Annotated in this window: 20 protein-coding genes; 10 read left to right on the forward strand and 10 right to left on the reverse strand. The window is 61.3% G+C overall.

Annotated elements, in window-relative coordinates; genetic code table 11:
* Positions 1–269 precede the first annotated feature (269 nt).
* A complete protein-coding gene (locus ACSBQQ_RS00355) occupies positions 270–1,505 on the forward strand; it encodes an Nramp family divalent metal transporter (RefSeq protein ID WP_033635427.1) in 1,236 nt (411 codons plus the stop codon).
* Positions 1,506–1,546: 41 nt separating this feature from the next.
* Here the strand turns inward: ACSBQQ_RS00355 and ACSBQQ_RS00360 are convergent, their stop codons facing one another.
* Entirely contained in the window at positions 1,547–1,957 is a 411-nt protein-coding gene (locus ACSBQQ_RS00360; RefSeq protein ID WP_049195598.1) for a DUF2502 domain-containing protein, read from the reverse strand.
* A gap of 224 nt (positions 1,958–2,181) precedes the next feature.
* Positions 2,182–3,171: an L-glyceraldehyde 3-phosphate reductase gene (gene mgrA / locus ACSBQQ_RS00365; protein WP_060388090.1), complete on the reverse strand. Its 990-nt coding sequence runs from the start codon at positions 3,169–3,171 to the stop codon at positions 2,182–2,184.
* A gap of 189 nt (positions 3,172–3,360) precedes the next feature.
* Here mgrA and ACSBQQ_RS00370 point away from each other — a divergent pair, with 189 nt between their 5' ends.
* Positions 3,361–5,022: an alpha-keto acid decarboxylase family protein gene (locus tag ACSBQQ_RS00370; protein ID WP_060388114.1), complete on the forward strand. Its 1,662-nt coding sequence runs from the start codon at positions 3,361–3,363 to the stop codon at positions 5,020–5,022.
* Here the strand turns inward: ACSBQQ_RS00370 and ACSBQQ_RS00375 are convergent.
* Positions 5,019–5,888, reverse strand: a complete 870-nt coding sequence (locus ACSBQQ_RS00375; RefSeq protein WP_033648115.1) for a LysR family transcriptional regulator — start codon at positions 5,886–5,888, stop codon at positions 5,019–5,021. The two genes, ACSBQQ_RS00370 and ACSBQQ_RS00375, sit on opposite strands and share 4 nt — an antisense overlap.
* Positions 5,889–5,987: 99 nt before the next feature.
* Here ACSBQQ_RS00375 and ACSBQQ_RS00380 point away from each other — a divergent pair, with 99 nt between their 5' ends.
* Complete coding sequence (locus ACSBQQ_RS00380) at positions 5,988–6,440, forward strand: multidrug/biocide efflux PACE transporter (protein ID WP_033635424.1); 453 nt, start codon at positions 5,988–5,990, stop codon at positions 6,438–6,440.
* Positions 6,441–6,506: 66 nt separating this feature from the next.
* Complete coding sequence (locus tag ACSBQQ_RS00385; protein ID WP_033653701.1) at positions 6,507–7,199, forward strand: aspartate/glutamate racemase family protein; 693 nt, start codon at positions 6,507–6,509, stop codon at positions 7,197–7,199.
* On the opposite strand, the gene ACSBQQ_RS00390 is transcribed toward ACSBQQ_RS00385, so the two are convergent.
* Positions 7,196–8,443, reverse strand: coding sequence for an ion channel protein (locus ACSBQQ_RS00390; RefSeq protein WP_033648113.1), 1,248 nt, complete (start codon positions 8,441–8,443; stop codon positions 7,196–7,198). The genes ACSBQQ_RS00385 and ACSBQQ_RS00390 overlap by 4 nt on opposite strands.
* 310 nt (positions 8,444–8,753) lie before the next feature.
* Here ACSBQQ_RS00390 and glk point away from each other — a divergent pair, with 310 nt between their 5' ends.
* Entirely contained in the window at positions 8,754–9,716 is a 963-nt protein-coding gene (gene glk, locus ACSBQQ_RS00395; RefSeq protein WP_033653702.1) for a glucokinase, read from the forward strand.
* A gap of 71 nt (positions 9,717–9,787) precedes the next feature.
* On the opposite strand, the gene ACSBQQ_RS00400 is transcribed toward glk, so the two are convergent.
* Positions 9,788–11,017 (reverse strand): L-lactate MFS transporter, encoded by a 1,230-nt coding sequence (locus tag ACSBQQ_RS00400; protein ID WP_033653703.1) that lies wholly within the window; start codon positions 11,015–11,017, stop codon positions 9,788–9,790.
* A gap of 397 nt (positions 11,018–11,414) precedes the next feature.
* On the opposite strand from ACSBQQ_RS00400, the gene ACSBQQ_RS00405 reads away from it, so the two are divergent.
* Positions 11,415–11,747, forward strand: a complete 333-nt coding sequence (locus tag ACSBQQ_RS00405) for a DUF2502 domain-containing protein (RefSeq protein WP_033648110.1) — start codon at positions 11,415–11,417, stop codon at positions 11,745–11,747.
* A 4-nt stretch (positions 11,748–11,751) separates the two neighbouring features.
* On the opposite strand, the gene ACSBQQ_RS00410 is transcribed toward ACSBQQ_RS00405, so the two are convergent.
* From ACSBQQ_RS00410 to ACSBQQ_RS00420, 3 genes are all read right to left on the reverse strand, one after another.
* Positions 11,752–12,486 carry a LytR/AlgR family response regulator transcription factor gene (locus ACSBQQ_RS00410; RefSeq protein ID WP_033635419.1) on the reverse strand — a complete coding sequence of 245 codons (735 nt, stop codon included), beginning with the start codon at positions 12,484–12,486 and terminating at the stop codon, positions 11,752–11,754.
* On the reverse strand, positions 12,483–14,174 hold the full coding sequence (locus ACSBQQ_RS00415) for a sensor histidine kinase (RefSeq protein WP_033635418.1): 1,692 nt from the start codon (positions 14,172–14,174) through the stop codon (positions 12,483–12,485). The genes ACSBQQ_RS00410 and ACSBQQ_RS00415 overlap by 4 nt, the downstream gene beginning before the upstream one ends.
* Positions 14,175–14,273: 99 nt before the next feature.
* Entirely contained in the window at positions 14,274–15,518 is a 1,245-nt protein-coding gene (locus tag ACSBQQ_RS00420) for a DUF1479 domain-containing protein (protein WP_043147787.1), read from the reverse strand.
* A 168-nt stretch (positions 15,519–15,686) separates the two neighbouring features.
* Here ACSBQQ_RS00420 and ACSBQQ_RS00425 point away from each other — a divergent pair, with 168 nt between their 5' ends.
* From ACSBQQ_RS00425 to ACSBQQ_RS00435, 3 genes are all read left to right on the forward strand, one after another.
* A complete protein-coding gene (locus ACSBQQ_RS00425; protein ID WP_060388088.1) occupies positions 15,687–16,226 on the forward strand; it encodes a GNAT family N-acetyltransferase in 540 nt (179 codons plus the stop codon).
* A 119-nt stretch (positions 16,227–16,345) separates the two neighbouring features.
* Positions 16,346–17,575 carry an alanine transaminase gene (gene alaC, locus ACSBQQ_RS00430; RefSeq protein ID WP_039564884.1) on the forward strand — a complete coding sequence of 410 codons (1,230 nt, stop codon included), beginning with the start codon at positions 16,346–16,348 and terminating at the stop codon, positions 17,573–17,575.
* 110 nt (positions 17,576–17,685) lie between these two features.
* Positions 17,686–18,210, forward strand: a complete 525-nt coding sequence (locus ACSBQQ_RS00435) for a cytochrome b (protein ID WP_033648106.1) — start codon at positions 17,686–17,688, stop codon at positions 18,208–18,210.
* 66 nt (positions 18,211–18,276) lie between these two features.
* Here the strand turns inward: ACSBQQ_RS00435 and ypdK are convergent, their stop codons facing one another.
* On the reverse strand, positions 18,277–18,351 hold the full coding sequence (ypdK, locus tag ACSBQQ_RS00440; RefSeq protein WP_099782600.1) for a membrane protein YpdK: 75 nt from the start codon (positions 18,349–18,351) through the stop codon (positions 18,277–18,279).
* Between the two features lie 557 nt (positions 18,352–18,908).
* A complete protein-coding gene (locus ACSBQQ_RS00445) occupies positions 18,909–19,346 on the reverse strand; it encodes an antitoxin HicB (RefSeq protein WP_033648105.1) in 438 nt (145 codons plus the stop codon).
* Positions 19,347–19,927: 581 nt separating this feature from the next.
* On the opposite strand from ACSBQQ_RS00445, the gene pgaA reads away from it, so the two are divergent.
* Positions 19,928–22,384: a poly-beta-1,6 N-acetyl-D-glucosamine export porin PgaA gene (gene pgaA, locus ACSBQQ_RS00450; RefSeq protein ID WP_072269656.1), complete on the forward strand. Its 2,457-nt coding sequence runs from the start codon at positions 19,928–19,930 to the stop codon at positions 22,382–22,384.

Consider the following 22,384-nt stretch of genomic DNA (forward strand, 5'->3'; position numbering starts at 1 on the left):
CCTAAAGTGTTGCGCAAAAGCATAAAAAATCAAGACGTTAAATCGGCAATAGGAAATTCGTATTCTTGTGCTAACCTGTCTTTCAGGGGTATTGCAGCCAAAATCCCATCAGAAAAGCACGGAAATCGGCAAGCTCCGCGCTGAACCCTTCGATAAAACCGTTAATGTTGGCTATTACAGAGATAAGTTTTACCGCTCTAAATGCGCTTGATAATTATTATCATTTATATAGAGTGGAGATAAACGTAATTTCAGTAAGGGTTCAACATATGCTGAACAGTCGCGTGGTTGAAACCACCTCCGGTCGCTCCGCCAGAAAAATCAAACTCTCGCTGATGGGACCTGCCTTCATCGCCGCTATCGGTTATATCGACCCCGGTAACTTCGCCACCAACATCCAGGCCGGCGCCTCGTTCGGCTACAGCCTGCTGTGGGTGGTAGTTTGGGCCAACGTGATGGCGATGCTGATCCAGCTGTTGTCCGCCAAGCTGGGCATCGCCACCGGGAAAAATCTGGCCGAGCACATTCGCGATCGCTTTCCGCGGCCGGCGGTGTGGGCCTATTGGGTGCAGGCGGAGATCATCGCCATGGCGACCGATCTGGCCGAGTTTATCGGCGCGGCGATCGGCTTCAAGCTGCTGCTCGGCGTTTCCCTGCTGCAGGGCGCGGTGCTGACCGGTATCGCCACCTTTTTAATCTTGATGCTGCAAAAGCGCGGGCAAAAGCCGCTGGAGCTGGTGATTGGCGGCCTGCTGCTGTTCGTCGCCGCCGCTTATATCGTCGAGCTGGCGTTCTCCCAGCCGCAGCTTGCGCCGCTGCTGAAGGGCATGGCGCTGCCCGATCTGCCCAACGGCGATGCGGTATTTCTGGCCGCCGGGGTATTGGGCGCCACCATCATGCCGCACGTGATCTACCTGCATTCGTCGCTTACCCAAATCGGCGGCGAGCACGACAAGGCGGAGCGCTATGCCGCCACCAAAGTCGACGTCGCCGTGGCCATGACCATTGCCGGTTTTGTCAACCTGGCGATGATGGCCACCGCCGCCGCCGCGTTTCATTTCAGCGGCCACAGCGGCATCGCCGATCTCGACGTGGCCTACCTGACGCTGCAACCGCTGCTCGGGCAAGCCGCCGCCACCGTGTTCGGCCTGAGCCTGGTGGCCGCCGGCCTCTCCTCTACCGTGGTGGGCACGCTGGCGGGGCAGGTGGTGATGCAGGGGTTCGTGCATTTCCATATTCCGCTGTGGCTGCGGCGTGCGGTGACCATGCTGCCGTCGTTTATCGTCATCATGCTGGGGATGGACGCCACGCGCATTCTGGTGCTGAGCCAGGTGCTGCTCAGCTTCGGCATTGCGCTGGCGCTGGTGCCGCTGCTGGCTTTCACCGGCAATCGGGCGCTGATGGGGGAGATGGTCAACGGCCCTGTGGTGCAAAACCTGGGCAAGCTGATCGTGCTGGTGGTGGTGGGATTGAACGGCTACCTGCTGATCGGCAGCGTACTGTAGGCGAAAATAGCGCGGGCCGGCATTGCGCCGGCCCGTCGTCGTTAATCGCGGTCGTCATCGCCGTGGCGGCGCCAACGATCGCGGTCATGATCGTGGTGGTGCTTTTTCTCTTTCTTCCAGTGGTGCTTATCGTAATGCCTGTCGTATTTACGATAGCGTCCTTCATGATAGTAATAGTGTTTGCGCCAGTAGTCGCGGTCGCGCCAGCGATAGCCGTCCCAGTAGTAACCGCGGCGGCTGCGGTCGCCGAGATAGCGCCCCTGATGGCCTTGCCACCAGTCGCGATCGCGCCAGTCGTAACCGTCCCAGTAACGGCCGCGATTGTCCCGATCGCCGATGCGCAGTGAAACGCCCGGCATCAGATCGATGCTGATCCCTTCGGCGTGCGCCTGCTGTGCGGCGGGCAGTACCGTCGCCGCCAAGATGGCGGCCAAGAGCAGAGGTTTAAACATGACTTCTCCTTTCCGCTTGCGCGGCCTGGCCGTTTGTCACTTTATGAAGCGCGTTCATCAGTTTAAAAAAGCGGCCTTATCGTTATTTTTGCTGCAATATCGGCATCATAGCGCCGGCGCATAGGGTTGAATCTGAGAGCCACTCTGAAAACGGCGACGAAGGCCAAGATTTGAGATTTTTCTGGGGTATCGCCGCTCGATTGAGCGGCGGAATTTGTAAGCGATTACAATAAGATTTTCTCGATCTGCGCGAGTTCTTCTTCACTGAAGTGGCGATTGGCCAGCATGCCCACCGCGTCTTCTATCTGCGCATTCTTGCTGGCGCCGATCAGCACCGAGGTAACGCGATCGCCGCGCAGCACCCAGGCCAGCGCCATTTGCGACAGCTTCTGCCCGCGTTGCCGCGCCAGCGCATCGAGGCGGCGCACCTTGTCCAGCCGCTCGGCGGTCAACTGCTCCGGTTGCAGGAAGCGGCTGCCGCTGGCGGCGCGGGAATCTTGCGGAACGCCGTGCAGGTAGCGGTCGGTCAGCAGGCCGCCCGCCAGCGGCGAGAAGGCGATCGAGCCGACGCCATGTTCCGCCAGCGTATCCAGCAGCGCCGTCTCCGGCCCGCGTTCCAACATCGAATACTTCGGCTGGTGGATCACGCACGGCGTGCCGAGCCGCTGTAGAATGTCGAATGCCTGCCGCGCACGCTCGGCCGGGTAGTTGGACAGGCCGACATACAGCGCTTTGCCCTGGCGCACCAACAAATCCAGCGCCGCCATGGTTTCTTCCAGCGGCGTCTCCGGATCCGGCCGATGATGATAAAAGATATCCACATACTCCAGCCCCATGCGCTTCAGGCTCTGATCGAGGCTGGCGACCAGGTACTTTTTCGAGCCCCAATCACCGTAGGGGCCGGGCCACATGGTGTAACCGGCTTTGGACGAAACGATCAGCTCATCGCGCCAGGCCCGCAGATCGGCGTTGAGTATGCGGCCAAAGTTCTCCTCGGCGGCGCCGGGCGGCGGGCCGTAGTTATTGGCCAGATCGAAATGGGTAATGCCGCGATCGAAGGCGCAGCGGATCAGGCCGCGGGCGTTGTCGTACAGCGTGGCGTCGCCGAAATTGTGCCACAGTCCGAGCGAGACGGCGGGCAGCTTCAGCCCGCTGCGGCCGCAGCGCCGGTATTCCATGTCTTGATAACGTGAGGGGGAGGCTGGGTAGGACATAGTTATCCTTGTCGGCGAGAGGTGAAGTGCTTTGAGTGTATACGTTTTCACAACGCGCTGCCGGGGGAGCGATCACAGCGCCGGCATGTAACGCCAGGTTGCCGATCGACGCAGGAATCCCTGTTCGAAATTTGAACAGCATCTTCGATACTTAAAGGTAATCGCTCCAGCTGCAGACAGGTGATGATCATGACTCAGACCTATACGGTGGCCGATTATCTGCTCGATCGTCTGGCCCAAATCGGCATCCGTCATTTCTTCGGCGTGCCGGGGGATTACAACCTGCAATTCCTCGATCACGTCCTCGCCCATCCGCAAATCACCTGGGTAGGCTGCGCCAACGAACTGAACGCCGCCTACGCCGCCGACGGCTATGCGCGCTGCAAACCGGCGGCCGCGCTGCTCACCACCTTTGGCGTCGGCGAGCTGAGCGCGTTGAACGGGGTGGCCGGCAGCTACGCCGAGTACCTGCCGGTGATCCACGTGGTCGGCACGCCGGCGCAGCGCGCTCAGCGCGCCGGTGATTTGCTGCACCATTCGCTGGGGGATGGCGACTTCACCCACTTCGCCCGCATAGCCAAAGAGGTGACCGTCGCGCAGGCCGACCTGACCGCCGACAACGCCGCAGAGGAGATCGACCGCCTGATCGGCGTCGCCTTGCTGGAACATCGCCCGGTTTACCTGATGTTGCCCAGCGACGTCGCACAGGCGCCGCTGCCGAGTAAACCGGCGCCGCTGATGCTGCGCCAGGCCAAACTGTCGCGCAGCGCATTGCAGGCGTTTATCGCCGCGGCGCGCGAAAAGCTGCTGTCGGCGCGGCGGGTATCGCTGCTGGCGGACTTCCTGGCCGATCGCTTCGGTGCCGAAGCAGCGCTGGACGAGTGGCTGCAGGAGGTCGACATTCCGCACGCTACGCTGCTGCTCGGCAAAGGCGTGCTGGATGAGAACCGCGCCGGTTTTGTCGGTACCTACTGCGGCGGTGCCAGCGATCCGGCGGTGAAACAGCTTATCGAAAACGCCGATGTGGTGATCAACGTCGGCGTGCGTTTGACCGACACCATTACCGCCGGTTTCACGCATCATCTGCCGGTGGAAAAATGCATCGACATTCAGCCGTTCGAAGCCTGGGTCGGGCGGCAGCGCTTTAGCCGCATTCCGATGCGCGACGCGGTGCGGGCGCTACATCGCCTGAGCCTGTCGCTGGCGTCGCGTTGGCCGTTGCCGCCGATCGTCCGCCCGGCGCTGCCGGAAGGCGATGGGGAAGGGCTGGATCAGCACGCCTTCTGGCGGCAGATGCAGGATTTCCTGCGGCCCGGGGATATCGTGCTGGCCGATCAGGGCACCGCCTGTTTTGGTGCGGCGGCGCTGACGTTGCCGCGCGGCTGCCGGTTGATCGTGCAGTCGCTCTGGGGCTCGATCGGCTATACCCTGCCGGCGACGTTCGGCGTGCAGACCGCCGAACCGCAGCGCCGGGCAGTGCTGCTGATTGGCGACGGCGCCGCGCAGCTGACCGTGCAGGAGCTGGGTTCGATGTTGCGCGACGGGCTTAAACCGGTGATCTTCGTGCTGAATAATCAGGGATATACCGTCGAGCGCGCCATTCACGGGCCGGAGCAACGTTATAACGACATCGCGCGCTGGAACTGGACGCAGTTGCCGCCTGCGCTGGCCGGCGAGCGGCCGGTGAAGGCGCTGCGGGTCAGCGATTCGGACGGCTTGCGCCAGGCGCTGCGCGAGGTAGCCGACGGCGATCGGCTGGCCTTCATTGAAGTGATGCTGCCGAAGATGGACATTCCCGAGCTGCTCGACACCGTTTCGCGCGCCATCCAGGCGCGCAACGCCGCCGCTTAAGGCAGGGAATCGCCCAGCAGGCGCTTCAGCACCCAGAACCCCGCCGGGCCCGGCGGGGTCAGTTTTGACCATACCGCATCCACCGAGATCATTTTCGGCCAGCCGCGCGGCCGCAGCTCGGTCAGCATATTGTGGCCGTATTGTTGCACCAGCCAGTGCGGCAATACCGCCCAGCCGAACCCCTGTTCCGCCATCTCCAGCAGCAGCAGATAGCTGGGCGCCGACCAAACCAGGCCGCCTTGTCTGGCCGCTTCGGCGCCGGTGTAGGTGTTCAGGATCAGCTGTCGGGTGCTGGACAACTGCTCCGGCGTCGGCGCGGCGGCCTGCGCCAGCGGATGCTGGTGGGCGACAAACAGCCCCATGTCGGTTTGTTCCGGCAAACGAGAGAAGGCGATATCCGGCGGGTAGCTTTTTTGCACTTCCACCATGCCCAAATGCGCGCGGCCGCTTTGCAGCAGATCGATAACGTCGCCATCTTCGGCGATCATCCACTCCAGCTCAATCTCCGGGTAACGCCGTTCGAATTGTTGCATCAATTGATCGTGATGCTTGGGTTGATAGGTATCGGAGAACACCATGCTCAGGCGCGGTTCGACCTCGCCCGCCAGTTGAATGCTCAGGGCGTCGAGCCGCTCGCTGGCGGCGAGGATCGCCTGCACATGCCCCAGCACTTTGCGGCCGGCGGCGGTGAGCACCGGCTGGCGCGCGCTGCGATCGAACAGCGTCAATGCCAGGTCGGCCTCCAGATTGGCGATGGCGGTGCTGATGGTGGATTGGCTTTTGCGCAGCTTGCGCGCGGCGGCGGAAAACGAGCCGAGGGCGGCGGCTTCGACAAACGCGTGCAGCGCTTCCGGGGAATAGTGCATAAACTATCTACTTTATCGATGGTATCTATTTTCAATCTACCCAAAAAAGCGATGATAATCACCTGACTTTCGCAACAACTGTCGGAAAAAAGGTGATGTATGCAACTGCAAAACAAGTCTCTCATTGAACGTATCGTCCACGCCGTTGGTTTCGAGGTGATTGCCGTGATGATCGTTTCTCCGCTGGGGGCATGGCTGCTTAATCGTTCGATGGTGCAAATCGGCGCATTGGCGGTGGCCTTGGCGACCATCGCCATGGTCTGGAATATGGTTTACAACACGGTGTTCGACCGTCTGTGGCCGGTCAGCCGGGTCGTCCGCAACCTGAAGGTGCGTGTGCTGCACGCCGTCGGCTTTGAAGCCGGTTTTATCCTGATCGGCGTGCCGATCGCCGCCTGGATGCTGAATATTTCCGTATTGCAGGCCTTTATGCTGGAGATCGGTTTCTTCCTGTTCTTCCTGCCGTACACCATGGCCTATAACTGGCTGTACGACACGCTGCGCCAGCGCTGGTTCGAAGCGCGCCAGCCGATCAATTCCGGCGCTGAATAAGGCGTCGTCAGCCCGGCGATTCTCGGTAAGGTCAGAGGATTGTCGCAACAGGCTGAGGAAAGAAAAATGAAAGTGTTGGGCTTGCTGGGTGGCATGAGCTGGGAATCCACCATTCCGTATTACCGCACCATCAACGAGCAGGTAAAGGCGCGCCTCGGCGGGCTGCATTCGGCCAAAATCGTGCTCTACAGCGTCGATTTTCAGGAGATCGAGCGCTTGCAGCACCAGGGCGATTGGGACGGCGCCGGCCGATTGCTGGCCGCCGCCGCGGTGGCGTTGCGCGCCGCCGGCGCCGAAGCCATCGTGATCTGCACCAACACCATGCACAAGGTGGCGGAGGCGGTCGAGCAGGCCAGCGGCCTGCCGCTGATCCACATCGCCGACGCCACGGCGCTGCAGGTGCGGGAAAAAAACATTCGCCGCGTCGGGCTGCTGGGCACGCGCTTTACCATGGAGCAGACCTTCTACCGTGGCCGCCTGCAGGAATTGCACGGCATTGAGGTGGTGACGCCGGTCAGCGCCGATCGCGACATCGTACACCGCATCATCTATGACGAACTGTGCCTCGGTAAAATTCGCGACGCCTCGCGCGACGAGTATCGCCGGATCATCAGCGATCTGGAGCAGCAGGGCGCGCAGGGGATTATTTTCGGCTGCACCGAGATAGGGTTGTTGGTGAGCGAGCAGGATGCCTCGGTGCCGGTGTTCGACACCACCGCGATCCACGCCCGCGCCGCCGCGGCGTTCGCGCTGGCCTAATCGTCGTGCGGCGGTTGCCGGCGGTTCACCAGCATCAGCGGTTTGCCCGCCAGCGCCAGCCAGGCGGGCAGCATCACGATGCACAAGACCGGCAGCAGGTGCAGATCCGGCACCACCGCCACCGCCATGAACAGGCTGAGCCAGCCGTCGCGCGTCACCACCAGCACCAGCCCCATGATGGCGCAGGAGACGGTGATCGCCGCCGGCACCGCCGGAACGTGCTGGTGCAGCATCAGCCCCAGCGCCACGCCGACGAACACCGCCGGGAAGATGCGCCCGCCGCGAAAGCCGCTGGCGGCGGCGATCACCAGCGCCGCCAGCTTGGTCAGGGTAATGGCCAACAGCGCCGGCACCGAATAGCCGTCGTCTTGCGCGAGGCGCTTCATTTCATCCAGCCCTTTGAACAGGGTAATCTCTCCGCCCACCAGCGCCAGCAGGCCCAGCACAAAACCCCCCAGCCCTAACATCAACACCGGATTCTTCATCGAATGGAACAGGCGGTGAACGTGCGGGAAGCACCACAGCGCCACCATGCCGAGCGCGATGGCGATCAGCGCCACGATGGCGCCGCTGAAGATGTCCGGCAGCCGCGTCACGTCGTAGGCGTCGAGCTGTAGGGCGAAATTGGGCACGAAGAACATCTGGGTGGTGACCGCGCCGGCGGCGGCGGCCACCAGCGGGGCGAACAGGCGATCCCACAGCGGCGTTTCGTTATTGCCCGCCAGGGTTTGCGAGAAGATCAGCGCGGCGGCGACCGGCGTGCCGAACATCGCGCCGATGGTGCCCGCAGCCGCCAGGATGATCCAGTCCATGCGCGGCACCTTCGGCAGCAGGCGCGCACCGGCGGCCGCTACCAGCGCGATATTGATGGCGGTGATCGGGTTCTCCGGCCCCAGGCTGACGCCGCCGGCCAGGCCGACGATCAGCGCCAACCCCAGCCCCGGCAGGGCGGAGAGCGGCAGCGGCATGCCGATCAGCGATTCCGTCGCCGGGTCCGGCCCGGCGTGGCCCGGCATATAACGCACGATAAGGCCCACCGCCACGCCGGTCAGCGTCAGCATCGCGACCGGCCACCAGGGCGACTGGGCATCCAGGCTCAGCGCATCGGGCAGCGTCACCCACAGTAATTGCTGCAGCGCGGCGGCGACTTTCATCACCAGCAGCAGCACCAGACTGGAAGCGGAACCGATAATCAGCGCAGGCAAAGCAAAGGCCAACATGGCATTGGCGCGCGGATGCAGCATGGGTAATCCCTTGTCGATGCCTCCCTACAGGGCAGGGAGAGCGGGTGGTTGGGCTGTGGCCACAGCTTGCCAGACTATCGGCGCGCAGGCACGCATTGATATTGCCCGGCGGCGATGACGGTTAACAGTCGTCTGGGGGCGTTTTTTGCCGCAATTTGTTTCAAGGCGCGGCGTCGCGGGCAAGCTGAAACGTTTTTTGTGATCCGGATCGCTATTGGGGTGCAGATCCGGGGCGGGTGATTGTTGTTTTCGCAGCAGGATTTTACAGTGTGGGCAGCTTTTTATTTTTCATTTTGCGGAGACGAAATCAATGACCTATGCCCTCGTGGGTGATGTTGGCGGCACCAATGCCCGCCTGGCGTTGTGCACTGTTGCGACGGGTGAAATTACCCAGGCGAAAACCTATTCCGGCCTGGAGTTCGACAGCCTGGAGGCGGTGATCCGCCAATACCTGAAAGCGTGCGATATCGAGGTGCAGGACGCCTGTATCGCGATCGCCTGCCCGGTGACCGAAGACTGGGTGGCGATGACCAACCACAGCTGGGCGTTCTCGATCAAAGAAATGAAGGCCAGCCTGGGGCTGAGCCACCTGGAAGTGATCAACGATTTCACCGCCGTCTCGATGGCGATCCCGATGCTTTCGCCGGATGACGTGCTGCAGTTTGGCGGCGGCGATGCGCAGCCGGGCAAACCGATCGCGGTGTACGGCGCCGGCACAGGGCTGGGCGTCGCCCACCTGGTGCACGTCGATCGCCGCTGGGTCAGCCTGCCGGGCGAGGGCGGCCATGTCGATTTCGCGCCGAACAGCGAAGAAGAGGACATCATTCTGGAGGTGCTGCGCGGTGAAGTGGGGCACGTTTCCGCCGAGCGCGTGCTATCCGGGCCGGGTCTGGTCAATCTGTATCGCGCCATCGTCAAGGCGGACAACCGCCTGCCGGAAAAATGGGAGCCGAAGGACATCACCGAGCGGGCGCTGGCAGACAGCTGTATCGATTGCCGCCGCGCGCTGTCGCTGTTTTGCGTGATCATGGGGCGCTTCGGCGGCAACCTGGCGCTGAATCTGGGCACCTTTGGCGGCGTGTACATCGCCGGCGGCATCGTGCCGCGCTTTATGGAATTCTTCAAGGCCTCGGGCTTCCGCGCCGCCTTCGAAGACAAAGGGCGTTTCCGTGACTATGTGCGCGACATCCCGGTGTTCATGATAACGCACGGCCAGCCGGGCCTGCTGGGTGCCGGCGCGCATCTGCGCCAGACGCTGGGCATGCAGCTGTAAGCCCAGAGATGAAGTAATAAAAAAAGGGGGCGCAACCCGCAGGTTGCGCCCCTTGTCGTTTTCGTGGGGGATCAGGCTTTGGCCAACTCCGCCGTCTGGGCGGTTTCTGCCGTTTCCGCTTCCACCGCTTTCGGCGCTTTGATGAACAGCGTAATCAGCAGGGAGGCGGCGGACAGGACGCCAATCACCATGAAGGTGGCGTGGAAGCCGCCGAAGTATTTGGCGACGAACGAACCGGCCAGCGCGCCCAGGCCGAAGCCCTGGTAGATGATGCCGTAGTTTTTGCTGTGGTTTTTCAGGCCGAAGAAGTCGCCGACAATCGCCGGGAATACGGTGATGTTGCCGCCGAAGCAGAAGGCCACCGCGCCGACGCAGATGAAGAACAGCGTGTGGTTCAGGGTCATGAAGCTCAGCGCGACAATCGCCAGCACGGTAACCAGCATGGTGAAGCTGATGACGCGCATGCGGCCCACTTTATCGGACAGCGTACCCAGGATGATGCGGCCGGCGGTGTTGAAGATGGCGACGGCGGACACGGTGTTGGCGGCGGTGGCCAAATCCATCCCGGCCAGTTGAACGCCCATGTCTTTCACGATGCCGATGAGGTACAGACCGCTCATGCAGGCCGCGAAGAAGATGGTGAACAGCAGGTAGGCTTCTTTGGTGGCCAGCATCTGGCGCACGCTGAAGTCGTTGCCCAGACCGTTGGCGCCTTGCTGCGCGGCGTTGGTCGCCAGCACCGGCTCTTTCAGCAGCAGGGAACCGACGACGATCAGACCCATCACGATGGCACCCCAGTAGAAGAAGGCGCCGGAAACGCCGACGTCGGCGATCAGGGCGGCGTTGACGTATTTGAACAGCAGGCTGCCGCTGCCGAATGCGCCGACGGAGATGCCGGAAATCAGGCCTTTATTGGCCGGGAACCACTTAATCAGGTTGGACAGAGTGGAGATGTAGGCGATACCGACCGCAAAGCCCACCACCACGCCGGCCAGCAGGTAGATCATGTCAAGCGAGCTGACGTGGGCGCTGGCGATCAGGCCCAGGCCGACCAGAATGCCGGAACACAGCGTCAGGTTGCGGATGCCGAAGCGCTCTTGCAGCTTGCCGGCGAACAGCGTGGCGAAGGCCAGGAAGAAGCTGGTGATGGAGAAGGTGGTGGCGACGTCCGCCAGTCCCCAGTGGAACTTGTCGACCAGCGGCTGGTTGAACAGGCTCCAGGTGTAGATGGTGCCCAGGCCCATCTGACAGATGATGGTGCCGAGAACGATTAAGCTGCGATTTGCCGGTTTGGTGTTCATGGCCGGTCTCCTTCCTGTGTGTGCGTTGCCGGGCGTGAGCCGCTGGCTGAAATTTGCGGGGTGAAGCTGTGTTCCCGCGGTATGGGCTTATTATATGGCCGGCCCCCCCGGCGGGCGGCGGATCGGGAATGAGTTGCACGGCGGAAGGAATGAAATGCATGTTATGCGGCGTGAGTTGCCGTTTTTGCGCCGAAAAGCGCGTGAAATGCCGTGGGTGGCACGTGATCTACATCAAAGATATCAACGATTTATTGTTAACTGCCGGTGAACGATTGTGGTGAGATTGTGAAGGATGCGTCTGAAAGGCGTAAATCGGCATTGCGCCTATAGAGCGGCGATGAGCGCGGGACTATGTTATCTGCGATCGGACGAGGTCCGCTCTGCAGGAGTCCATGAAATGAAAAAAACGCTGTTGTTACTGGCCGCGCTGCTGGCGCTGCCGCTGGCGAGCCACGCCGACGTGTCCATCGGCGTGAACGTGCCGGGCCTGTCGTTGCATATCGGCGATCGCGATAATCGCGGCCACTACTGGGACGGCTATCGCTGGCGCGATCCGCGCTGGTGGGCCGATCACCACCGGTATGAACGCCCGCGCGGGTACTATTATGGCCCGCCGCCACGGGTGATTTACTACGGGCCGCCGCGGCGCGACTGGCGAGACCGGCCGCATTACCGCATGCCGCCACCGCCGCCGCCCGGCTATTACTACCGTCCGGGCCCGCGCTGGTAAGCGCTTACAGGCGCATCAGCTGGCGAAACTCTTTCACCTTGCTGCGGCTGACCGGCACTTCAAACTCAAGATCGCTCAGCCGCAGAATGTAGGTATTGTTGAACCAGGGCACGATCTCGCGGATCTTCGCCAGGTTAACGCAGTAAGAGCGATGGCAGCGGAAGAAATGCGCTTCCGGCAGCCGGCCGTAAAACTCGGTGATGTTCATCGGCATCACGAACTCTTCCCGGCGGGTATAGACCCGCGTCACCTTTTCATCGGCGGCGGCGTAGTAGATGTCGTTGATGTCGGTAACGATGATCCGCTCGTCTTTGATCAGGTTGATGCTGTGGCTGCCGCGGCTCGGCGCGCTGGCCGGTTCCGCCGCGCCGGCGGGGCGCTGATGCAGCGCCTCCAGCTTTTGCAGCATGGTGACGATGCGGGCTTCGTGATAGGGCTTGAGGATATAGTCGAACGCCTCGATCTCGAACGCTTCCACCGCGTGCTCTTTATAGGCGGTGATGAACACGATCGACGGGCGATGCGCGAACTTGCTGATGTTTTGCGCCAGCAGCACGCCGTCCAGCGACGGGATATTGATGTCGAGGAAAATGGCGTCGACCTGGTGGGTTTGCAGGTATTTCAGGACGTCGAGGCCGTCCTCGAAGCTGGCGACGATATCGATATTGCTGTGTTTCTTGATCAGGTAGCTGAGTTCTTCCTGCGCGAGGAATTCGTCTTCCACGATGATGGCTTTCATGAGGCCTCCCCGACCGGCGGCGCGCTCGGTTCCTGATGCAGCTTGCCGCCGTTTTTGCTGATGTAGAACGCGATTTCGGTGCCCGGCTCCAGGCGGCGGATATGCAGCCCTTCACCATACAGCAGCGACACGCGGTGGTGCACGTTGAGCAGGCCGATATTGTGGCCCGGCATCTCGTTGCGCGCCACCCGGTCGATGGTTTCCTGATTGATGCCGTGGCCGGTATCCTTCACCGAAATCTTCACCCGATCGCCCTGATCTTTCACCGCGATCACCACCACCCCTTTACCCTTGCAGGGCTGGATGCCGTGCACGATGGCGTTTTCCACCAGCGGCTGGATCAGCAGGCTGGGAATGCGCACCGAGACGTCGTCGTCGATGTCGTAAATCACCGTCAGCTTGGCGCCGAAGCGCGCCTGTTCGATGGCGATATAGTCCTGAATCTGATGCAGCTCCTTGCGGATATCGATCAGTTCGTCGTTCAGCTCCAGGTTGTAGCGCAGGTAGCGCGACAGATTGATGATCAGCTGGCGCGCGGTGTCCGGATTCAGGCGGATAGAGGAAGAGATGGCGTTCAGCGCGTTGAACAGGAAGTGCGGGTTGATCTTGCTCTGCAGCGCGCGCATTTCGGCTTTGTCCGCCATCTGGCGCAGATGCTCGATGCGGGAAACCTCTATCTGCGTGGAGATGATCTGCGACAGCCCGACCGCCATTACCTTCAGCGTGTTGGTGATCTGGTGGGCGTGGCAGTAGTAAATTTTCAGCGCGCCGGTCACTTCGCCTTTTTCCCACAGCGGCACCACCAGCTGCGAATGGATCTGCGGCGCGGCCGGGTTTTCCAGGTTGTTCTTGATGATGATTTTGCCGTGGCGAATGCTTTCGCGGGTGACGCGGCTCAGCCCTTCGCGGCCGATCGGGTAGGCTTCGCGCCCTACGCCGACGTAGGCCAGCACCTGGTGGGTATCGGTGATTGCCACCGCGTCGGCGCGGATGTCCTGGCGGATGATATCGCAGATGGTGGCCAGCGATTCGCTGTTGATGTTGCGGAAATAGGGCAGCGTCTTGTGGGCGATATCCAGCGCCAGCTTGGCCTGGCGCGCGGCGATCACCTCTTTTTCATCCTCGACGCTCTGCACCAGCAGCACGATCAGGCCGATGCACACCGTGCCGAGGATCATCGGCAGGGCAATCTGCGACACGATGTCCAACCCAAGCTCGGTCGGCTTGGCCCACAGCACGATCAGCAGCATGGTGAGGGATTCGCACAGCATGCCGCCGACGATGCCGGCGCGCCAGCGCTGCTCTTTTTTCACCTTGAGGTTGATGTAGCCGGCGCTGATGCCGGCGATGATGCTGGTGATAAGGCAAGGCACCGAGGTGATGCCGCCGATGTCGATCAGATAGCGATGCACCCCGGCGACGATGCCGGTGACGATCCCCACCCAGGGGCCGAACAGGATGCCGCCGGCCATGATGGCGATGACGCGCACGTTGACCAGCGACCCTTCGACGTTGATGCCGGAGTAGGTGCTGAACAGCGCGAACAGCGAGAAGATCGCCGTGACGATGCCGAGCTCGAGCGGCGTATGGTCTTCTTTTTGCAGCAGTTGGCGGAACAGCCGGGTGCGGGTCAGGAAAAACAGACAGATCAACATCAGCGCGGCGCGATCAAACACCGCCAACAGCATTTCAAAAAAAGGGTGCACGACGGGTTCTCGCTGCGGCCTACGGATGGCGGCAGTATACCACAGCGAAAGGGGCCCGTGGCGCGCGCCACGGGCGGGGGATCAGCCCATGCCGAGCTGCGCTTTGCCCAGCGGCGTCAGCAGGTCGACGGTGGCGCGGCCGTCGAAATCCACCTCGAAGTCGTCGGGGGCGAAGTCCGGCGGCGTTCTGCCGTCGATAAAGCTCGGCAGCTGGCGCTGCAGATAGGCGTCGTTTTTCGTGCAGCCCGGCGCGGCGGCGATGTACATCACGTTGCTGTCGAACTCGCCGTTATGCTCGTTCTCCACCGCGTGGATCACGTCGCAGTGCCAAAATACCGTGTCGCCCGGCTCCAGATCGGGAATAGGGGAAATCCCACTTAATAAAAGGGGATGCCATTTTTCCGAGATCGACAGCGCGCGCCCCGGCGCCGCATCGCACAGATCGTCGTCGGCGACGTCGTCCTGCAGCGCGCGCAGCAGCACATAGGCCATGGCATTGGCGATCGGCACCAGGTTCAGCGTGCCGGCATTGGTGCGCTGCGGCGTCAGCGCCGTCCAACCCTGGAAGGTGCGGAACATCGAACAGACCGCCGGCGAGGCTATCTCGCGCACCTCGGTGCGGCCGTCGGCGGCGAAGGGATCGTACTGCTGCCAGTCGCCGGAGAAAACGTGGCGATACACATAGCGGAAGTTTTCGTCCAGCCAGCGCTCGATGGTGCCGCTGTCGACGTGCGGCGACAGACCCAGCGACGAGGAGTTCGGCGGGCGGCGGCGGGTACGATCGGCATAGGTGGCGACGCGGGTCGGATCGAAATGCTGTTTGCCGTTGCTCTCGGTGGCCCATAGGCTGTTGAGGAACACCTGCACCGCATGCATGCGCGCATCCTGCCGCGCCTCGACCTGCGGTTTCGACCAATAGATGCCGTAGATCTGCGGTTTGCTGGCGGCCAGCTTGCCGAAATAGTTGTCTTCGGCGGCGTTTTTCAACCGCTCGACGAAGTTGTTGCGCTCGAGGTAGTCGCCGATTTCCCGGTTCCAGCCCTCGGCCTTGGCGCGGGGAAACACGCCGCGAATGGCGCAGGCGCCGCGCTGTTTGATCAGCGCTATCTGCTGCTCGCTGACGCGCTGCTGCAGGATATCTTCCGCGTCGATCTGCGGCACCGGATTGTGGCCGGCGGCCAGCTCGCGCCGGATCTGTTCGACCTGGCCGCGGATGTTCTCTTCCAGCGCCAGAAATACGTCGCGGTAGTTCGGCAATGCCTGGCGCAGCTGGCGCTTGACGTTAACGATCGTCTGCGGAATATCGTCGATGACTAAAGAGGCCATGGTGTTCTCCTCGTGCCGCGTGAGTGACTGCGGCGAGCGGTTGTAGGGAATCGGGCAAGACGTTATGGTTTTGTGGTTTTAACGTGAATGATTATCGGCAACCAATCGGGGAAAATAAAGAGATATCTTTCATTCGTAAGTTCCTCTTTTTCGTTTTTCGGAGATTTTATGAAGCTGGTCACTGAACGTCTGTACTTACAGTCGATAACCGCCGAGGATTGGCCGCTGTTTTTGCGCCTGTACCAAGATCCCGAGGTGATCCGTTACATCTCCGATCCGCGCAGCGAAGCGGAGATCCGCGCCCGGTTCGAGGAGCGGCTGCCGGCCTGGGACAAACACGGTGAGCAGTGGCTGTGCCTGGTGATGCGTGAGAAGCACAGCGGGGAGGCGGTGGGCGTTACCGGCTTTCGCCCGCAGTGGGTGCCGTATCGGCAGGCGGAAGTGGGATACGGGAGTTTGCCTGCCGGCCAGGGCAAGGGCTATGGCAAGGAGTCGCTGCGGGCGGTGCTGGATTTTGCGGTGAACGCCTGCGGTTTTCACAAGCTGACCGCCACCGTGACCGCGGGCAACCTCGCTTCGCGCGGCCTGCTGGAGTCGTGCGGTTTTCAGCTGGAAGGCACGCTGCGCGACAACTACCGTCTGGCGGGGCAGTGGTGCGACGACTGGCTGTTTGGGCTGCTGGCGGCGGAGTTTCAGGGCGGCAAATAAAAATATCGCGCCGGGTATCGACAAGCTCGTCGGCGCTGCGCTATGTTCGATATTCGGTCAGTTCGCTGGCCAGCGTCGCTCGGACGGTCCGGGCGCTAACGTCTATCGAGGAATCCCCTATGGCTGATAACAGTCCACAGCGCCGTTTCACGCGCATTGAACGCCTTCCCCCTTACGTATTCAACATCACCGCCGAACTGAAGATGGCCGCACGCCGTCGCGGCGAGGATATTATCGACTTCAGCATGGGTAACCCCGACGGCCCGACGCCGCCGCACATCGTGGAAAAACTGTGCGCCGTCGCCCAGCGCGACGACACCCACGGTTATTCCACCTCGCGCGGCATTCCGCGCCTGCGTCGCGCCATTTCGCGCTGGTATGCCGACCGTTATCAGGTGGATATCGATCCGGAAAGCGAAGCCATCGTCACTATCGGTTCGAAAGAGGGGCTGGCGCACCTGATGCTGGCGACCCTCGATCACGGCGATACCGTGCTGGTGCCGAACCCCAGCTACCCGATCCACATTTACGGCGCGGTGATCGCCGGCGCCCAGGTGCGTTCGGTGCCGCTGGTGGACGGCGTGGATTTCTTCGGTGAGCTGGAGCGCGCCATTCGGGAAACCATTCCGCGCCCGAAAATGATGATCCTCGGCTTCCCGTCCAACCCGACCGCGCAGTGCGTGGAGCTGGATTTCTTCGAGCGGGTGGTGGCGCTGGCCAAGCAGTACAACGTGCTGGTGATCCACGATCTGGCCTATGCCGATATCGTCTATGACGGCTGGCAAGCGCCGTCGATCATGCAGGTGCCGGGAGCGAAAGACATTGCGGTGGAGTTCTTCACCCTGTCGAAAAGCTACAACATGGCCGGCTGGCGCATCGGTTTCATGGTCGGCAACCCCGAGCTGGTCAGCGCGCTGGCGCGCATCAAGAGCTATCACGACTACGGCACCTTTACGCCGCTGCAGGTGGCGGCCATCGCCGCGCTGGAGGGCGATCAGCAGTGCGTGCGCGATATCGCCGAGCAGTATCGGCAGCGCCGCAACGTGTTGGTGAAGGGGCTGCATGAGGCCGGCTGGATGGTGGAAAATCCTAAGGCGTCGATGTACGTGTGGGCGAAAATTCCCGAGCCTTATGCCCACCTCGGTTCGCTGGAGTTCGCCAAACGCCTGCTGGCGGAAGCCAAGGTCTGCGTCTCGCCGGGCATCGGCTTCGGCGACTACGGCGATACCCACGTGCGCTTCGCGCTGATCGAGAACCAGGACCGTATCCGCCAGGCGGTGCGCGGCATCAAGGCGATGTTCCGCGCGGACGGGCTGCTGAAGCCGGGGAAAGGCGGCAGCGCCAAATAATCCTGTCAGGCCGGGCGTTCGCCCGGCCTTATTTTTTCCGTCCCAAGGTTTTCTTCATTATTTCCCCATTATGCTCGACTACGCTGAGTTTTATTTTTTGGACTGAGTGTATGAGCAACCGCTACGCGCGATCGCAAATCGTTTTACATTGGCTGACGCTGCTGCTGGTGATCCTCACCTATTCGGCGATGTTGCTGAAGGATTCGATGCCGGAGGCGTGGGGGCCGGTGGTCAAAAATCTGCACTTTAATTTCGGGGTATCGGTCTTTGCCCTGATGCTGATTCGGTTGGCGGTGCGCGCTTTCCGCGCTGCGCCGCCGATCACGCCCCCGCTGGAGGAATGGCAGGAAGTGGGCGCCAAGATCTTCCATTGGCTGCTGTACGTGGTCTTCCTGATGTTGCCGCTGCTGGGCATGTTAACCCTGGCCTACGGCGGAAAATCGTGGTCTTTGCTGGGCTGGCCGGTGCCGCAGTGGATGACGCCGGATCCGGTGATGCGCCGGCTGGTCAAAACGGTGCATGAGACGCTGGCAAACGTTGGCTACTTTATCATTGGCGCGCATGCGTTGGCGGCGCTGTATCATCACTATCTGCGCAAGGACGACACCCTGCGCCGCATGATGCCGGGCAAATGATCGCTAGCCGAAACGCCAAAGGGACGCTTGCGCGTCCCTTTGGCTGTGTTCCCGGTCAGGCTGCTGTCAGGCAACCATCAACATGAAGGTGCCAACCCAGGCAACCAGCATGAATGACACGCCCATCAAAAAATATTTCACTGAACAACTCCTGTCTGGAGTCCTCGCCAGCAATGATCCCGATTGTTGTGCTGAGTATTTTATGGGCAACCTGCTTGTCGGGCGGATTCTTCCAAGCGAAAGAACAACGTCCTCGAGCGCGGGTTGTCCGGTTGTCGCGCCTCATGCTCCGTGAGGTAAAATCCGAACCGCGACAGGATCGGCGCTAATGTACTCTCAATACTGGTCTGATTTCAATACTGTGTTTTTGATCACAATTTTTGGCTGTTTTTTGCACAGTGAGGGCTGTTTTATAACGCTTTTTATGGGCAAGCGCCAGGAAGTAGCCCGCCGCAGCGGGCTATAAAATCGAGGTATTGCAATGCGGCGGCAGGCGCTCAGGCGACGGCGTTGATGCCGGTCGCCAAAATGACCCAAAAAACGAGACAAGACAGCAGAATAACGGCCCAAATATGACGGCGACTCCACTCCATTTTTAGCCTTCGTTGTTGCGACAAGTGATTAGGTAGCGATCATATCGGCGCAAAACGGGGAAAATTTAGCCCCGTTGGATAATATTTCGCTTACCTGCCGCTAACCTATTGGCAAACTTCGCTTATTGTCACGCGCACTTCGTAGCCCAGCAGATATAGTGCCTGCTCCAACGCCTCAACCTTCGAGGCGTAGCCGATATCCAGCAACCGCTCCATTTGCCCGCCGTTGAACCCTAGCTTGCGTGCCAGCGCCGCTTTGCCGGTGTTTTTGCGCAGCATGGCGTTGTGCAGCTCGATCTTCAGCGCCACCAGCGCCGGCAGATGTACTCTCAGATCATCGGTTTGCACAGGGGAAGGGGCGGGCAGGGGCAGCCCTTCGTCCATCGCGGCGGCGATGGCGGCCAGCAGGCTTTCCTGCGCTTCCAGCTCGATGTCTTCGCGTTTATAGCAGGCAGATTGCCACTCGGGGAAGTCGTGAAAACCGATCTGCCAGGCGTCGCTATCGCGATCGAAGGTGTAATGGGCGGGGTAGTGGCTGTACATGGCAATCCCTGATTGAAGCCTGAATGAGGCGCTATTGTGACGGCATGCCCGGAAGATAGCCAGCATGAACGCAGCCGTGGGGGAATTTAAATTGAAAGTAATAATTATTAGCAGGCAAATTTAATTTCCTTGTGAGCAATATTCTTATTATTTTTTCCGGGAAGGAAGATTATTTAATTAGGTGTTTGGATTAATATCCCTGTTGATGGGTGATAATGAGAATTAAAATCAAATATCACGCCGGTTTTTATACAATTTCACACGGAAGGGTGAAAATAAGAATATTGATCATGATAAAAGTTCATGTGTTTGATTTGTGGTGGTTTAATTTTTATTATTTCACTTATTAACAATTGTGAAATTCCAGTTTCAGGCAGATATCACCTGGCTGCGGTATTCACCGGCAGCTTTATAAAATACTCTTTTTAGGCAAAGGCGCATTCGATTCTCTTTATGTCTGCGCCAGACAGAAATATTCATTACTCCATGCTTATTACCCGACGGCTCTAGCCGACTTTTCGGGTGCCTGCTCGCATTTGCACTCTGCCAGGACAGCAGCTCACGGATTAAAGGAATACCTCGTGCCTAAAGTTAACTCGCGTTCATTACGCTTTACCGAACGCCACGTCACCAAATATGCGGCGTCATTGCTGTTTATCGGTTTATCCCTGCCGGCCGCCGCGCTGGCGGATGAGCGCTATGACGCGCTGATCCGTCAGGCCAGATCGGGCGATACCGCGCCGGTGTTGGCGTATTTATCGCAGCGGCGCGCTCGGGAGGGGTTGAGCCTGCAGCAGCGAGCCGATTATATCCAGGTGGCCGGTTGGGCCGGTCATGACGAAGAGGTGGTCGCACTCTGGCGTGCCGACGGCGCCGCGCTGCAGCGGGATAGCGGCAGCCTGGCGACGGCGGCCCGCGCCTACCGCAATCTTAAGCAGTGGCAACCATCGCTGCGCCTGTGGCGGGCGGCGTTGCAGCTCGCTCCCGCCGACGGCGGCCTGCAGCGTGGCTACGTGATGACGCTGGCGGATGCCGGGCGGGATGCGCAGGCGCAAACGGAAGCGGCCAAAGCGGAGAAGTTACTGGAACCGGCGACGTGGTATCTGACGCGCGCCTATGTGGATCAGGCCGCCGGCCGCAGCTGGGCGGCGTTGGAAAACGTGACCCGCGCCCGTGCGCTGGCGCCGTCCGACGCCGGCATTCAGGCTTATTACGTGACGCTGCTGGCGGCGAACCGGGTCGCGGATCCGGCGCTGCGTGCAAGCCAGGGGCTGGCATTGCCGCCCGCGCAGCAGCGGCGCCTGCAGGCGGATGAAGCCGCCGAACTGGTGCGGCTGTCGTTTATCGATGCTCGTGGCGAACAGGAACGCTTCGTCATCGCCGACCGCGCGCTGGCGCGCTATGACCAACTGCTGACGCAGTGGCGGCCGCTGCCGGAGGCGCAGGACAGCTACCAGCAGGCGCGTATCGATCGCCTGGGCGCGCTGCTGGCGCGTTATCGCATGGCCGATGTGGTGAGCGAGTATCAAACCTTGCAGGCGGAAGGGCGCACGGTGCCGGATTATGCCCAGCGCTGGGCGGCGTCCGCCTACCTCTACCTGCAGCAGCCGGACAAGGCGCAGGCCATTTTCAGCCGCTTGAACGCCGCCGCGCCGCAGGCGGTGACCGCCGAAGACGAAACCGATCTGTTTTACGCGCAGGCGGAGGACGAACGCATCGATCGGGCGGCGTTGCTGGCGCAGCGCGTCAGCCAGCGCTATCCCTACGCGACCCGCCTGTACCAGCTGCCGACGCTGGCCTACAACGATGACTGGCTGGTCGGCCAATCGCTGCTGGCGCAGTCACGGGTTTATCAACGCGATCTGGCCGAGGCCGAACGGCAGTTGACCCATCTGGCGCGCACGGCGCCGGGCAATCAGGGGCTGCGCATCTCATTGGCCAGCGTTTATTTGGCGCGCGGCTGGCCGCGCCGCGCCGAGGACGAGTTGAAGCAGGTGGAAGGGCTGGAGCCGCGCAGCCTGCCGTTGGAGATCCAGCAGGGCTATGTCGCGCAGGAATTGCAGGAGTGGCGGCAGCTGGATTTGCTGGCCGACGACGTCATCCAACGCGCGCCGGAAAGCGTCGCCGCTCAGCAGCTCGAGCGTTCGCGCCGCATTCACCACATGTCTGAACTGCGCATCAGCGGCAATCAGGGCATCGATTCCGACGGGCCGGTCAGCGGCAGCCACGATTTCGGCATTCACGCTGCGCTCTATTCACCGCCGATCGACGACAACTGGCGGCTGTTCACCGGCTGGGGATTCAACACCGGCCAGTTCGACGAGGGCAAGGGCATCAACCGCGATCTCAGCGCCGGCGCCGAGTGGCGCTCGCGCGATCTGTGGCTGGAAGCCGAGGTGGCCAACCGCAACTACGGCCACGGCAATGAGCTCGGCCTGCGCCTTTCATCCTGGTATGACCTGAATGATCAATGGCGCCTCGGCGGTTCGGTGGCGCGCCTGTCGGCCGAGACGCCGCTGCGCGCGTTGACCAACGGCATCAGCGCCAACGGCGGCAACCTGTGGCTGCGTTGGCAGCAGAACGAAAGCCGCGAGCTGCGCGCCAGCGTGGCGCCTTCGCACTTCTCGGACGGCAACAACCGGCTGGAATACGGCCTGGAAGGGCGGCAACGGCTGCTCGCCGGCGCCCGTTATCGGCTGGACATGAACCTGACGCTGTCCGGCAGCCGCAACAGCCAGGAGAACGTGCCGTATTACAACCCGAAGCGCGACTTCACGCTGCTGCCGTCGTTAACGCTCGATCACACCCTGTATCGCCATTATCAGACCGAGTGGAGCCAGCAGTTCCAGGCCGGCGCCGGCAGCTATTGGCAGCGGGACTATGCGCGCAAGCCGATCACCCAGCTGGGTTACGGCCAGCGCATCAGCTGGAACGGGGTGTTGGACGCCGGCGCGATGCTGCAGTTTGAGAAGCATCCTTACGACGGCAAGCGCGAGCGGAACATCGGCGTGACGTTTGATCTGAATTATCGTTTTTAA

This window comes from Serratia sp. G204Y (assembly GCF_051172435.1).
GTDB classification, from domain to species: Bacteria; Pseudomonadota; Gammaproteobacteria; order Enterobacterales; family Enterobacteriaceae; genus Serratia; species Serratia sarumanii.

What these genes read in the sequence shown, in the direction of transcription:
- ACSBQQ_RS00420 (WP_043147787.1), bottom strand. Translation starts at nt 15,518, where the DNA reads ATGGCCTCTTTAGTCATCGACGATATTCCGCAGACGATCGTTAACGTC.
- ACSBQQ_RS00375 (WP_033648115.1), bottom strand. Translation starts at nt 5,888, where the DNA reads ATGCACTATTCCCCGGAAGCGCTGCACGCGTTTGTCGAAGCCGCCGCC.
- glk (WP_033653702.1), top strand. Translation starts at nt 8,754, where the DNA reads ATGACCTATGCCCTCGTGGGTGATGTTGGCGGCACCAATGCCCGCCTG.
- alaC (WP_039564884.1), top strand. Translation starts at nt 16,346, where the DNA reads ATGGCTGATAACAGTCCACAGCGCCGTTTCACGCGCATTGAACGCCTT.
- ACSBQQ_RS00435 (WP_033648106.1), top strand. Translation starts at nt 17,686, where the DNA reads ATGAGCAACCGCTACGCGCGATCGCAAATCGTTTTACATTGGCTGACG.
- ACSBQQ_RS00370 (WP_060388114.1), top strand. Translation starts at nt 3,361, where the DNA reads ATGACTCAGACCTATACGGTGGCCGATTATCTGCTCGATCGTCTGGCC.
- ACSBQQ_RS00355 (WP_033635427.1), top strand. Translation starts at nt 270, where the DNA reads ATGCTGAACAGTCGCGTGGTTGAAACCACCTCCGGTCGCTCCGCCAGA.
- ACSBQQ_RS00405 (WP_033648110.1), top strand. Translation starts at nt 11,415, where the DNA reads ATGAAAAAAACGCTGTTGTTACTGGCCGCGCTGCTGGCGCTGCCGCTG.
- ACSBQQ_RS00425 (WP_060388088.1), top strand. Translation starts at nt 15,687, where the DNA reads ATGAAGCTGGTCACTGAACGTCTGTACTTACAGTCGATAACCGCCGAG.
- ACSBQQ_RS00445 (WP_033648105.1), bottom strand. Translation starts at nt 19,346, where the DNA reads ATGTACAGCCACTACCCCGCCCATTACACCTTCGATCGCGATAGCGAC.
- ACSBQQ_RS00400 (WP_033653703.1), bottom strand. Translation starts at nt 11,017, where the DNA reads ATGAACACCAAACCGGCAAATCGCAGCTTAATCGTTCTCGGCACCATC.
- ACSBQQ_RS00385 (WP_033653701.1), top strand. Translation starts at nt 6,507, where the DNA reads ATGAAAGTGTTGGGCTTGCTGGGTGGCATGAGCTGGGAATCCACCATT.
- ACSBQQ_RS00360 (WP_049195598.1), bottom strand. Translation starts at nt 1,957, where the DNA reads ATGTTTAAACCTCTGCTCTTGGCCGCCATCTTGGCGGCGACGGTACTG.
- ACSBQQ_RS00380 (WP_033635424.1), top strand. Translation starts at nt 5,988, where the DNA reads ATGCAACTGCAAAACAAGTCTCTCATTGAACGTATCGTCCACGCCGTT.
- mgrA (WP_060388090.1), bottom strand. Translation starts at nt 3,171, where the DNA reads ATGTCCTACCCAGCCTCCCCCTCACGTTATCAAGACATGGAATACCGG.
- ACSBQQ_RS00415 (WP_033635418.1), bottom strand. Translation starts at nt 14,174, where the DNA reads ATGCTGTTGGCGGTGTTTGATCGCGCCGCGCTGATGTTGATCTGTCTG.
- ACSBQQ_RS00390 (WP_033648113.1), bottom strand. Translation starts at nt 8,443, where the DNA reads ATGCTGCATCCGCGCGCCAATGCCATGTTGGCCTTTGCTTTGCCTGCG.
- ACSBQQ_RS00410 (WP_033635419.1), bottom strand. Translation starts at nt 12,486, where the DNA reads ATGAAAGCCATCATCGTGGAAGACGAATTCCTCGCGCAGGAAGAACTC.